Genomic DNA, 12,607 nt, shown 5'->3' on the forward strand with positions numbered 1-12,607 from the left:
CTCACCGGAGGGCGCTGCCTTGGTAAGCGCGCGCGACTACCGCGACGTTACCGGGCGCGTCGTCGGCGTCCGGCACCGACCCGTCCTCGGCGGCCAGACACCGTACGGTCACCGCCTGCTCGGCCGGTCGGGCCTCGCCTTCTCTTCGAGGATCGAGGGGAGCAGGTCTACAAGTGTGTCCAGGGCCGCCACCGGCTCCTTGTGCGGCCTGGATCTGGGCCAGCCGGGGCGGAACGCGGAGGCCGTCCCGGGCTCGCGGTGGTCACACATGGTGCGGGCCCATGTTGCGGGGATGTGAAATCTCTTCGCCCGCACAGGCAACCCACAAGCCGGGCCCCCGCAACCCCTGGACGCCGCGTCGGGTGCGGAGTTTCCTGGCATACGGGGGGAGTACGAGCGCACGTCACGGGGGCTATGGAATCGGGCACAGCGGCAACTCTCGGCGGATTGGGGCGCTTTACATGACACCTACGCTCGTGCGGCAGCACCTTCCTCACGCGGGCCATGCACCCCGCGTGGACCTGTGTGCACGCGCGCGTGACTGGTCCGAGATCCAGGAGCGGATGCTGGTCCCGCTCTACGAGGCCGTCTACGAGCGAGTGGAAGTGGGCCCAGGCACCCGGCTGCTGGGCCTCGGCTGCGGTTCCGGACTCGCCCTTGTGATGGCGGCCTCCAGAGGTGTCGCGGTCACCGGTGTCGATTCCACCTCTCCCGAACGGCTGGCGCTCGCACGGCAGCGCCTGCAGCCCGAGGCATGGGGTACACGCGCGCGTGCCGACACCCGGCTCGTCGACGGCTCGCCCGACGACCTGGCCGCCGCGGCCGACGCACAGCCACCCGCGTACAGCCTGGTGACCGCTTTCGAGCCCATCGGGTGCCTCGCAGGCGACTCGGAGGGGCTCGGCGAGCTGCTCATGGCAGCGACGCCGCTCGCCGAGCGGGGGGCGCCCGTGGTACTCGCCGGCTGGGGTCCGCCGGAACGCTGCACCACGTCGTCCGTGCTGCGGGTGGCCACGAAACTGGCCGATCCCTTACGTAGCACGGGCAGTTGGCGCCCCGCCCTTCGCGACGACCTGGAGGAGGTCGCCCAGCGCGCCGGCCTCAGGCCGGACGGCTCCGGGCGGGTCGCCTGCCCCTTCGGGTACGCCGACGCCGACAGCGCCGTACGCGGACTGCTGTCGACGGGCCTGTTCGACGCGGCGATCGCGGCCACGGACCAGGCACAGGTGGACAAGGAACTGGCGGAGTCCCTGCACCCGTATCAGCGGCGGGACGGAACGGTGTGGATGCCGAACGTCTTCCGGTACCTGATCGCACGCGTTCCCTAGACGTCCGCGTCCTTCGTCAAGCGCGTGACCCCCGCGATCCGGTACGCGTCCACCTCTTGCCAGTGCGTCCAACTGGCCGCGGTGGTCTTGGAGTTTGCGGCACGCCTCCTCGTGGCACTCGTCGACGATCCGCCGCGCATCTCCCCGTCGATCACATCCAGCGTCTGGGGAACCACGGCCAGCCCGTACGCCTGCCGGGGGTCATTGGGCAGCGCCGACAGCCGGCCCACCCGCTCACTCATCCCCCACCGCGCCACCAGGCCGAGCGCGATGTTGGTGACCTGCTCCAGGTCGTTCTCCGCACCGGTCGTGATCACGCCGTGCACCACCTGCTCGGCGGCCATCCCGCCCAGTGCGCCGATGATCCCTGCTCCGCAGGTACTCCTCCGTGCTTGCGCTTGACGGCGAGCAGGGCGGCCTCGTCGGCGAGGTTGGCCAGTTCCGCGCCGGTCATCCCCGGGGTCGTACGTGCCACCCGGCCCAGGTCCACGTCCTCCGCCAGCGGGATCTCCCGGGTGTGGATGGCCAGGATCGCCTCCCGCCCGCCCCGGTCCGGCGGCGACACGTTGACCACCCGGTCGAAGCGGCCCGGCCGGGCCAGTGCCGGATCCGGGACGTCCGCCCGGTTGGTGGCGGCGATCACGATCGACGGCGCCACCTTCCGCGCCTCCGCGACCAGTTCACGCACGCGTGAAGCGCCCACACCGACGATCATCTCGATGAACTCGGAGGCCGACGCCGAGAAGAACGGCACCCGCCTCCCCCGCGACCGCCGGCGCGAGCAGCGTCCTGCCGGTACTCGGCCGCCCCGCCAGCAGCACGCCCCGCGGCGTCCTCGCGCCCTTCCGCCGGTAGGCATCCGGGTTCTTCAGGAAGTCCACGACGTCGTTGGTGGCGTCACCCTCGGGTTGTCCTGGGCCTTCTTCAGCCGGCCCTGGATGGCGTCGCGCTTGGCGTAGATCTTGGTGACGTCGGCGTTGTCGACCTGCTTGCTGAACTCCGCGTACGAGATCGTCGTTTCCGCCCGCCCGACGGCGGCTTCGGCGGCTCCGCCGGGGTGCCCTCCGTACGCCAGGGCTGCTCGGGGGACTTGCGCGGCGGCGCAGGGTTGGCCATATCCGGACGTCACGACAGGAAAGACGTATCAGCATGTGCGCTTACGGCGCTGGGGGCGCCCCTCTCCGGAGGGGCGCCCCCAGCGCCGTACACGACGGATCGTCAGCCCATGAACTTCTTGAACTCGTCCGGCAGCTCGAAGTCCTGAGGAGCCTGCTGACCCGGCACGCCGAAGGCGTTACCGCCCTGGGCGGCGGCCTCGCGGCGGGCGGCCTCCTCCAGCTCCTGCTGCTTGCGCTTCATCGGGTTGCCGGAGCGCTGCTTGCCCTTGGCCTTCTTCGGCTGCTTCTTCGACCGGCCGGGGCCACCGCCCATGCCCGGGACGCCGGGCATCCCCGGCATGCCGCCGCCCTGAGCCATGCGGGACATCATCTTGCGGGCCTCGAAGAACCGCTCGACCAGGTTCTTCACCGCGCTGACCTCGACGCCGGAGCCCTTGGCGATACGGGCGCGGCGCGAGCCGTTGATGATCACCGGGTCCTGGCGCTCGCCCGGGGTCATCGACTTGATGATCGCGGCCGTGCGGTCGACGTCCCGCTCGTCGAGGTTGTTGATCTGGTCCTTGATCTGGCCCATGCCCGGGAGCATGCCGAGCAGCTTGGAGATGGAGCCCATCTTCCGGACCTGCTCCATCTGCGCCAGGAAGTCGTCGAGCGTGAACTCCTGGCCCTTCTTGGACGCCAGCTTGGAGGCCATCTTCTGGGCCTCTTCCTGGCTGAACGTCTTCTCCGCCTGCTCGATCAGGGTGAGCAGGTCACCCAGGTCGAGGATGCGGGAGGCCATCCGGTCCGGGTGGAACGCGTCGAAGTCGTCGAGCTTCTCGCCGTTCGACGCGAACATGATCGGCTTGCCGGTCACGGAGGCGATCGACAGGGCGGCACCACCGCGGGCGTCACCGTCGAGCTTGGAGAGGACCACGCCGTCGATGCCGACGCCGTCGCGGAACGCCTCGGCCGTGTTGACCGCGTCCTGGCCGATCATCGCGTCGATGACGAACAGGATCTCGTCCGGCGAGACCGCGTCCCGGATGTCCGCGGCCTGCTTCATCATCTCCTGGTCGATGCCCAGGCGGCCGGCGGTGTCCACGATCACGATGTCGTGGACCTTGGACTTCGCGTGCTCGATGGAGTCCCTGGCGACCTTGACCGGGTCACCGACGCCGTTGCCCGGCTCGGGCGCGTAGACCGCGACGCCCGCGCGGTCGGCGACGACGCTGAGCTGGTTGACGGCGTTCGGGCGCTGGAGGTCGGCGGCGACCAGCAGCGGCGAGTGGCCCTGTCCCTTCAGCCACGAGCCGAGCTTGCCCGCGAGGGTCGTCTTACCCGCACCCTGCAGACCCGCCAGCATGATCACGGTCGGCGGCTGCTTGGCGAAGCGCAGGCGCCGGGTCTCGCCGCCGAGGATCGTCACCAACTCTTCATTGACGATCTTCAGGACCTGCTGTGCCGGGTTCAGCGCCTTGGAGACCTCGGCGCCGAGGGCACGCTCCTTGACGTTCTTGATGAACGTCCGGACGACGGGCAGTGCCACGTCCGCCTCTAGCAGCGCGATGCGGATCTCGCGCGCGGTGGCGTCGATGTCCGCCTCGGAGAGCCGTCCCTTGCCGCGCAGGTTCTTGAAAGTCGCTGAGAGGCGATCGGAGAGAGTATCGAACACGGCGCTCGCGGTCCTCGGGGTCGGTGGCTGGCTGGTGAGTCGCCCTCCAGGGTATCTGGCCGCGTGTGGTTGGGTCTCCACCGCGTTCATACGAGGCCTCAGCCCCGCAGCGTCTCCTCCAGCTTCCGCGCCACGGAGGCCGCCTCCTCGCTGGGCAGCGGCGCGCCCTCCGGTCCGGTGACGTAGAAGGCGTCCACGGCGTTCGCGCCCAGCGTGCTGACGTGCGCACTCCGCATCCGCACCCCCGCGTCCTCCAGCGCCCGCCCGATCCGGAACAACAGCCCCGGGGCGTCCTGCGCGCGCACCTCGATCACCGTGGCCAGCCGGGACGCGGCCGGATGCACGGTCACCCTCGGCGGCGGCGCCACGACGCCCCGGCGGCGCGGATAGGCGGCGTCTCGCTCGGCGAGGCGGGCCGCGATGTCCAGAGAGCCGTCCAGGGCGCGTACGAGGTCGGCGCGCAGCCGGGCGGCCTGCGGCAGCGAGCCGTATTCCGCGGCCACCCGCCAGTTGAGCAGCAGCACCGAGCCCTCGACGCCGTCCGGGAGGTCCAGGGCGCGCAGCTCGGCGGTGCGGACGGTCAGACGGTGCATGGCCAGGACGCCGGCGACCGCGGGCAGCACGCCCGACTGGTCCGGTACGGCGATCAGCAGCTCGACGCCCAAGGGCTCCGGGTCGCCGGACGGCTGTTCCTCGGTCGGCGGCTCGGTCTGCGCGCGCAGCGCCAGCACGGGGCTGCCCGTGGCGACCGCCTCGATGGCGAGCCGTTCCTGCTCGGCGGTGGGCGCGGCGGCCTCGGGCTCGTCCGAGGCGTCTCCGGCGAGTACGGCTGCGACCCGCTTGACCAGGTCGGCGACCAGGGATCCACGCCAGGACGACCAGGCGGCCGGGCCGGTGGCCAGCGCGTCCGCCTCGGTCAGGGCGTGCAGCAGCTCCAGGGTGCTCTGTGAGCCGACCGCCTCGGCGACCGAGCGCACGGTGGCCGGGTCCTCCAGGTCACGCCGGGTGGCGGTGTCCACCAGCAGCAGGTGGTGGCGTACGAGGGTGGCGAGCACGGCCACGTCGTCACGGTCGAAGCCGATCCGGGCGGCGACGTCCTTGGCGATGATCTCGCCCGCGACGGAGTGGTCGCCGGGCCAGCCCTTGCCGATGTCGTGCAGCAGCGCGGAGACCAGGAGGAGGTCGGGGCGGTGGACACGCCGGGTGAACTCGGAGGCGCGCACGGCCGTCTCGATGAGATGCCGGTCGACAGTCCAGATGTGCACGGCGTTGCGCTGCGGGCGGCAGCGCACCCGTTCCCAGTCGGGGAGGAGACGAGTGATCAGACCCTCTGCCTCCAGTGCCTCCCACACCTCGACCGTCGGGTGGCCGGAACCCAGCAGCGTCACGAGCTGTTCGCGCGCCTCGGCGGGCCAGGGCGTGGGCAGGGGGCGCACGGTCGCCGCCAGGCGCCGTACGGCGTGCAGGGAGAGCGGAAGTCCGGCCTGTGCGGCGGCGGCCGCGGCGCGCAGGGGGAGTACGGGGTCGCGTTCAGGGCGCGCGGCACGGGCGAGCACCACCTCGCCGTCCTGCTCCACCACCCCTTCGGCCAGCGGGGAGCGCTCGGCGACGGGCTTCCCGCCCCCGAGCGCCCGCCCGTCGCCCACCACCGCCCTTCTAAGGAAGTCGCTTCGCTCCCCTACCAATTTGCGCAGACGCGGCCGCACGGCGCGCGATCGCAGCACGCGCCCCACTTCACGCCAGGTGACGTCGCTCGCATACGAAATGACGCGCGCCGCCTCGTACACCTGCCGCAGCAGCGTGTCGGCGTCGAGGAGTCCGAGCTCGGCGGCGACCTGGTCCTGCTCCTGGAGCGAGAGCCGGTCGGTCGCGCGCCCGGTCGTCAGGTGCAGGGCGTCGCGGACGTCGAGCAGCCGGCGCTTGGCGTCGTCGAGTCCTTCGCGCGGGGCGTCGGCCAGCCAGGAGGCGGCGACGGCACGCAGGATGGTGGCGTCGCGGAGACCGCCGCGGGCCTCCTTGAGGTCCGGCTCCAGCAGGTACTGCAGCTCGCCCTGGCGCTCGGCGCGCTCGGTGGAGAGCTCCTGGAGTTCGGGGAGGCGCTTGGGCGCCTGGTTGCGCCAGTCGGCCAGCACCGCCGTACGCAGTCCGGCCGTGAGGCCGAGGTCGCCCGCGATGTGGCGGGCGTCGAGGAGGCCGAGCTGGACCTTGAGGTCCTCACCGGCGGTCTTGCGGGCCTCGGCCGGTGTCCGCACGGAGTGGTCGAGGGCGAGGCCCAGGTCCCACACGGGGTACCACATGCGGTCGGCCAGGGCGGCCACCGCGCCGGAGTCGCCGCCGTCGTGCAGCAGGAGCAGGTCCAGGTCGCTGCGCGGGGACAGCTCACCGCGGCCGTAGCCGCCGACGGCGACCAGGGAGACCCCGCGCAGCCCGTCGGCGCCGGCCGCGAACAGGCCGGTCAGCCAGTCGTCCGTCAGTTCGGCGAGGGCCGCACGGCGCGGCGGCCCGGACCGCGCCCCCTCGGTGAGGAGGCGCAGCCGGGCCGCCGCGTAGCCGCTGGGTCCCGAGTCCTCTGCATCCTTGCGCACGTCCGTACTCGTCACCCAGCGACTCCTGTCCTTCTTCTTCTCTTAGAGCGCGTCCGGGCCGCGCTCGCCGGTCCGGACCCGTACGGCCGTCTCGACCGGCAGGGACCAGACCTTGCCGTCACCGATCTTGCCGGTGCGGGCGGCCTTGACGATGACGTCGATCAGCTGCTCCGCGTCGTCGTCCTCGGCCAGGACCTCGATGCGGATCTTCGGGACCAGGTCGACGGTGTACTCGGCACCGCGGTAGACCTCGGTGTGGCCCCGCTGACGACCGTAGCCGCTCGCCTCGGTGACCGTCAGGCCGTGCACTCCGAAGGCCTGGAGAGCCTCCTTGATCTCGTCGAGCCGGTGCGGCTTCACGACGGCAGTGATGAGCTTCATGCCTCCACCTTCTTGGCGTCAGCAGCCGGGCTGCTCTGGGCGGGTGAGATGTGCGAGGAGGCCGCGGAGCTGAAGTCGTATGCAGTCTCGGCGTGCGCGGCCTGGTCGATGCCGCTGATCTCGTCGTCCTCGGAGGCGCGGAAGCCGATCGTCTTCTGGATGGCGAAGGCGAGGATGTAGGTCACCACGAAGGTGTAGCCCATCACCGAGAAGGCACCGATGGCCTGCGACAGGAACTGGTCGCCGCCGCCCTTGCCGTCGATGGCGAGGAAACCGACCATCAGGGTGCCGAGGACACCGCCGACGAGGTGGACGCCCACGACGTCCAGGGAGTCGTCGTAACCGAGCTTGTACTTGAGGCTGACGGCCCAGGAGCAGACGGCACCGGCGACGACACCGATGAGCAGGGCGCCGAAGATGTTGACGTTGCCACCGGACGGGGTGATCGCGACGAGACCGGCGACGGCACCGGAGCAGGCGCCGAGCGTGGTGAACGCGCCGTGCCGGATGCGCTCGTAGATGAGCCAGCCGAGCATGGCGGCACCGGTCGCGACCTGCGTGTTGATCGCCATCTGGGCGGTGACGCCGTCGACGCCGAGCTCGGAGCCGGCGTTGAAGCCGAACCAGCCGAACCACAGCAGGGCGGTGCCGAGCAGGACCAGCGGCATGTTGTGCGGCCGCATCGGGTCCTTCTTGAAGCCGACACGCTTGCCGACCACGAGGACCACGGCGAGCGCGGCGATACCGGCGTTGATGTGGACCGCGGTACCACCGGCGAAGTCGATCACCGGGGTGTCGAGGCTGGCGAGCCAGCCGCCGCCCCAGACCCAGTGGGCGACCGGGAAGTAGACCACGGTGACCCACAGGCCGATGAAGATCATCCACGCGCCGAACTTGACGCGGTCGGCGATGGCGCCGCTGATCAGGGCCGCAGTGATGACGGCGAACAGCATCTGGAAGAGGGAGAAGGCGAACGTGGCGATCTGGTGCGCTTCGCCGTTCTCGTCCGTCACGAAGCTGGCCACCGTGCTGGCGGCGTCGACGCCCTTGAGCCCGATCATGTCCAGGTTGCCGATGAAGCCGCCTGAGTCACCACTGAAGGCGAGCGAGTGCCCGTACAGCACCCACAGCACGCTCACGATGCCCAGCGAGATGAAGGACATCATGAGCATGTTGAGCACGCTCTTGGAGCGGACCATGCCGCCGTAGAAGAGCGCCAGCCCAGGCGTCATCACCATGACGAGCGCTGCACTGATCAATACGAATCCGGTATCTGTGCCGTTCAATGCCGGTATCTCCTCGTCTTTGGTACGGCCCGTGCGGGCGAGCCCTGAGCGGATTTGAGGGGTGGGCCGGTTATGCGCCACGAGATTGACGCAGCACGGTTTCGGCAGACGCCCCTCGATGTTTCACCGCCGTGACGAAGACGCCTGGCAAGTTACACATCGATGAACTGCCTGATGTTCGGCAGTTGGATCGTTATCGTGGCGCAACCTTCCCCCGAGGGGAAGCAGACCGGCCGCGGGCGGCCTTCCGATGACCTGGCATGGGGGAGCCGAGTCGGGCAGTTCGCAAGGGCCGCCCGCGGCCGGGGTTCCGGGATTTCCGCGGGGCGTCAGACCGCGTCGGCGGTCTCGGGGAGCTCGATGGCGAGCTTGTCGGTGAGGTCGACGACCTCGGCCAGGTCCCCGAAGTCGCGCACGGCCGTGTCGACCGTCTTTCGAATACGAGTGTTGACACGCTCGGAGCGGACCTTCTTGGCGATCTGCATGGCCTGCTCGGCGAAGACCGTGCTCTGCTCGGGCTGGCGCTGGAGCAGGTGCACGGTGGCCATGCCGATCAGATTCAGTGCGTACGACCGCTGGTGCTCGTCGTCGTCGGCGAAGAGGTCCACGGCCTGCTGCATCACGGGCTCGGCCAGCGAGGCGTACGTCGGGCTGCGGCCGGCGACGTAGGCGAGGTCGCGGTAGGAGTGGCTGTTCTCACCGTAGAGCTCGGCTTCGGAGAAGAAGCGGTTCCAGTCGGGGTCCGGCTCGTCCCACTCGTCGGCCTCGCCGAAGGTGTCCTCGGCCATCCGGACCGCCCGCTTGCACTTGCCGGGCTGGCCCATGTTGGCGTACGCGCGGGCCTCCATGGCATACAGCATCGACTGGGTGCGCGGGCTCGCGCAGTCCCGGCTGCCGTACTGCGCGAGGTGCACCAGCTCCAGTGCGTCGTCGGGCCGGCCGAGGTGAATCATCTGGCGGCTCATGCTGGACAGGATGTACGAGCCGAGCGGCCGGTCCCCGGCCTCCTTGGCGGCGTGCAGCGCCAGGACGAAGTACTTCTGCGCGGTCGGCTGCAGACCGACGTCGTACGACATCCAGCCGGCCAGCTCGGCCAGCTCGGCGGCGACCTTGAACAGTCTGCGGTTGGTGGCCTCGGGCTGGGGCTCCTGGAGGAGGTCCGTCACCTCGTGCAGCTGGCCGACGACCGCCTTGCGGCGCAGGCCACCCCCGCACTGGGCGTCCCACTGCCGGAACATCACGGTGGTGGACTCGAGGAGGTCCAGCTCGGGCTTGGAGAGGCGGCCACGCGCGCGTGAGGACGGCGCCGGCTCGGGTTCGTGGTGCGGGGACTGGGGCGCCGGGACCAGCCAGCGCTGCATGGGCTCGATGAGGGACGGGCCCGCGGACAGGGCCAGCGAGGTCCCGAGGAAGCCGCGCCGCGCCAGCATCAGGTCGCTGCGCGAGAACTCGCTGAGCAGGGCCACCGTCTGCGGGCCCGTCCAGGGCAGGTCGACGCCGGACACGGACGGTGACTGGCGGGCGGCGCGCAGGCCGAGGTCCTCGACGGAGACGACACAGCCGAACCGCTCTGAGAACAGCTCGGACAGGATCCGCGGGATCGGCTCGCGGGGGTTCTCGCCGTCCAGCCAGCGGCGTACGCGCGAGGTGTCGGTGGAGATGTGGTTGGCGCCCAACTGGCGGGCGCGGCGGTTCACCTGGCGGGCGAGCTCGCCCTTCGACCAGCCGCTGCGCACGAACCAGGACGTGAGCAGCTCGTTCGGGCGCCTGTCAGCGTGCGCAGCGTTTCCACCAGCCGTCCCGCTTCCGCCGTTGCCGCTCACTGGAACGCCCCCATCCCTTGGACCACTTGTCACCGAGTGCGCCAAGCCCTATCAGAATGCCGGTGAGTACGGCCGCCCGTCCGGCAGTTCTCACCCTTAGGATGGAAAGCCGACTTGCCTCCGGCATACCCACAAGTGCATGTGCCCCCAGGACCAGTGAACTCAAAGTAATCCTACGATCACCCGTCCAGCCACGACGATCCCGAAATCGCCACCATTCGCCACCCCTTCGGATGAACTCACTGCGGCCTCCAGGCGATTCACTTGACATAGGACGACCGGGAGTGGGCGGACCGATGCACTCAGGGGCGCACACCACCGAGCGCACACCCCGGGGCGCTTCCGAGCGCCGTCTGGACCGCCCGGGGGCCGGGCAGTCCGGAACACACAGGGTCACGTTCCGCATCCGCGTCGTAACCACCGGCGCGTCGGACCCGTTGGAGGGGGCATGGGCTTCACGATCGGCGGCATCCGGGAGATCCGCTCCGGTACACGTCGGCGCGGCCGCTCCTCGGAGTGCACCGCCGTCGCCGAGTTCACCGGGCTGTGGGGCTGGGACGTGGTTCCCGGCGCGCGGGCCGCGGCGGGCGCCTGCTCGTGCGGCCGCTCGGACTGCCGCTCCCCCGGCGCCCACCCCCTCGGCTTCGCCCCCCAGGTCCCGGCCGGGGCCACGCTCGACGAGGTGACCAAGGCGTGGGCGGAGTTCCCCGGCGCCTCGGTGATGCTGCCGGTCGGCCAGGCGTTCGACGCGATCGAGGTGGCCGAGCCCGCAGGCCGCCGCGCCCTGGCCCGGCTGGAGCGCATGGGCCTCCCCCTCGGCCCGGTCACCGCCACCCCGGACGGCCGCGCCCACTTCTTCGTCGCCCCGGGTGCCGCAGCCGACCTCCCCGAACTCCTCTACCGCATGGGCTGGGACGACCCGACCTCCCTCGACCTGCGCGGCCTCGGCCCCGGCACCTACCTCACGGCACCGCCGTCCGACCGGGGCGGGCTGGGTCCGGTGCGCTGGCTGCGGCCGCCGGCCCTGGACACGGCGACGAAGCCGCCGGCGGCGCGGCTACTGCTGGGGACGCTGGCGTATGTGACGCACCGGTCGCGCGCATAGCCGTACATGACGAAGCGCCCGTCCCCCATTGCACCTCGGGGCGGGCGCTTCCTTGACCACATACGATTTTTCGTAGGTGGTGTCACTCTCCGATAAGGGCGTCAACGAACGCCTCCGGCTCGAACGGCGCCAGATCATCGGCACCCTCGCCGAGACCCACCAGCTTCACGGGTACGCCCAGCTCGCGCTGCACCGCGACGACGATGCCTCCCTTGGCCGTGCCGTCCAGCTTGGTCAGCACGATGCCGGTGATGTCGACGACCTCGGCGAAGACACGGGCCTGGACCAGGCCGTTCTGGCCCGTCGTGGCGTCCAGGACGAGCAGCACCTCGTCCAGCGGCGCGTGCTTCTCGACGACGCGCTTGACCTTGCCGAGCTCGTCCATGAGGCCGGTCTTGGTGTGCAGGCGTCCGGCGGTGTCGATGAGGACGACGTCGATGCCCATCTCCTTGCCCTCCTTCACCGCGTCGAAGGCGACGGAGGCGGGGTCGCCGCCCTCCGGCCCGCGCACGGTATAGGCGCCGACCCGCTCGCCCCAGGTCTGCAGCTGGTCGGCGGCGGCGGCACGGAAGGTGTCGGCGGCACCGAGGACCACGCTGCGGCCGTCGGCCACGAGGACGCGGGCGAGCTTGCCGGTGGTGGTGGTCTTGCCGGTGCCGTTGACGCCGACGACCATCACGATGCCGGGCTTGCTGGTCTCGGGCTCGGTCTTCACCGTGCGGTCGAAGTCGGTGCCGACCAGCTTGAGCAGCTCCTCGCGCAGCAGGCCGCGCAGCTCGTCCGGCGTGCGGGTGCCGAGCACCTTCACACGCTCGCGCAGCCCGTCGACCAGCTCCTGGGTGGGCTGCACGCCGACGTCGGCGGTGAGCAGGATGTCCTCGATCTCCTCCCAGGTTTCGTCGTCGAGGTGCTCCCGGGACAGGAGCGCGAGCAGGCCCTGGCCCAGGGCGCTCTGCGAGCGGGAGAGCCGGGCGCGCAGGCGGACCAGGCGGCCGGCGGTGGGCTCCGGGATCTCGATCTCGGTCGGCGGGAGCTCTTCGACGACGGGCGGTTCCTCGACGGCGACGGAGCCGTCGGGAAGGTCCACCTCCTCTATCGTGCGACGCGGTTCGTCGCGCGGTGTCTCGGCCTCGTCGCCGACGTGCGGCTCGGCCGGAGGGGCGGTGATGTCGGGCGCGGCGGGGGGCGGCGGGGGCAGCGACTTCTTGCGCCGGCTGCCGATCACGAGCCCGCCGAGCGCACCGAGCACGACCACGGCGATGACTACAGCAAGGATGAGGATTTCCATAACCCGTCCAGTATGCGCGACCCCTCCCCGCCGGGGCCG

The 12,607-nt window shown here is 70.8% G+C and carries 8 protein-coding genes and 1 pseudogene; 2 read left to right on the forward strand and 7 right to left on the reverse strand.

Features of this window, described 5'->3' with window-relative positions; translation table 11 throughout:
• The first annotated feature begins 461 nt into the window (after nt 1-461).
• The gene (locus tag AQJ91_RS27830) at nt 462-1,328 is read left to right on the forward strand and encodes a type 1 periplasmic-binding domain-containing protein (RefSeq protein WP_079085233.1); all 867 of its coding nucleotides are present in this window, start codon (nt 462-464) and stop codon (nt 1,326-1,328) included.
• Here the strand turns inward: AQJ91_RS27830 and AQJ91_RS27835 are convergent.
• The 6 genes and pseudogenes from AQJ91_RS27835 to nsdA form a co-directional block, all read right to left on the reverse strand.
• A pseudogene (locus AQJ91_RS27835) lies at nt 1,325-2,444 on the reverse strand (AAA family ATPase). The gene AQJ91_RS27830 and the pseudogene AQJ91_RS27835 sit on opposite strands and share 4 nt — an antisense overlap.
• 102 nt (nt 2,445-2,546) lie before the next feature.
• A complete protein-coding gene (gene ffh, locus AQJ91_RS27840; protein ID WP_067026965.1) occupies nt 2,547-4,100 on the reverse strand; it encodes a signal recognition particle protein in 1,554 nt (517 codons plus the stop codon).
• A gap of 98 nt (nt 4,101-4,198) precedes the next feature.
• Nucleotides 4,199-6,700 (reverse strand): [protein-PII] uridylyltransferase, encoded by a 2,502-nt coding sequence (locus AQJ91_RS27845; protein ID WP_067026967.1) that lies wholly within the window; start codon nt 6,698-6,700, stop codon nt 4,199-4,201.
• Between the two features lie 27 nt (nt 6,701-6,727).
• Nucleotides 6,728-7,066, reverse strand: coding sequence for a P-II family nitrogen regulator (locus AQJ91_RS27850; protein WP_003997576.1), 339 nt, complete (start codon nt 7,064-7,066; stop codon nt 6,728-6,730).
• The gene (locus tag AQJ91_RS27855) at nt 7,063-8,352 is read right to left on the reverse strand and encodes an ammonium transporter (protein ID WP_067026969.1); all 1,290 of its coding nucleotides are present in this window, start codon (nt 8,350-8,352) and stop codon (nt 7,063-7,065) included. The genes AQJ91_RS27850 and AQJ91_RS27855 overlap by 4 nt, the downstream gene beginning before the upstream one ends.
• A 329-nt stretch (nt 8,353-8,681) precedes the next feature.
• Nucleotides 8,682-10,175, reverse strand: coding sequence for a transcriptional repressor NsdA (gene nsdA, locus AQJ91_RS27860; protein ID WP_067026971.1), 1,494 nt, complete (start codon nt 10,173-10,175; stop codon nt 8,682-8,684).
• Between the two features lie 448 nt (nt 10,176-10,623).
• Between nsdA and AQJ91_RS27865 the strand changes: the two genes are divergently transcribed.
• On the forward strand, nt 10,624-11,280 hold the full coding sequence (locus AQJ91_RS27865; RefSeq protein ID WP_067026973.1) for a bifunctional DNA primase/polymerase: 657 nt from the start codon (nt 10,624-10,626) through the stop codon (nt 11,278-11,280).
• 82 nt (nt 11,281-11,362) lie between these two features.
• Here the strand turns inward: AQJ91_RS27865 and ftsY are convergent, their stop codons facing one another.
• Nucleotides 11,363-12,568, reverse strand: a complete 1,206-nt coding sequence (gene ftsY / locus AQJ91_RS27870) for a signal recognition particle-docking protein FtsY (protein WP_067026975.1) — start codon at nt 12,566-12,568, stop codon at nt 11,363-11,365.
• Nucleotides 12,569-12,607 lie beyond the last annotated feature (39 nt).

The sequence above is a fragment of the Streptomyces dysideae genome (assembly GCF_001514305.1).
Lineage (GTDB): Bacteria > Actinomycetota > Actinomycetes > Streptomycetales > Streptomycetaceae > Streptomyces > Streptomyces dysideae.

What these genes read in the sequence shown, in the direction of transcription:
- ftsY (WP_067026975.1), bottom strand. Translation starts at nt 12,568, where the DNA reads ATGGAAATCCTCATCCTTGCTGTAGTCATCGCCGTGGTCGTGCTCGGT.
- AQJ91_RS27865 (WP_067026973.1), top strand. Translation starts at nt 10,624, where the DNA reads ATGGGCTTCACGATCGGCGGCATCCGGGAGATCCGCTCCGGTACACGT.
- AQJ91_RS27830 (WP_079085233.1), top strand. Translation starts at nt 462, where the DNA reads ATGACACCTACGCTCGTGCGGCAGCACCTTCCTCACGCGGGCCATGCA.
- AQJ91_RS27850 (WP_003997576.1), bottom strand. Translation starts at nt 7,066, where the DNA reads ATGAAGCTCATCACTGCCGTCGTGAAGCCGCACCGGCTCGACGAGATC.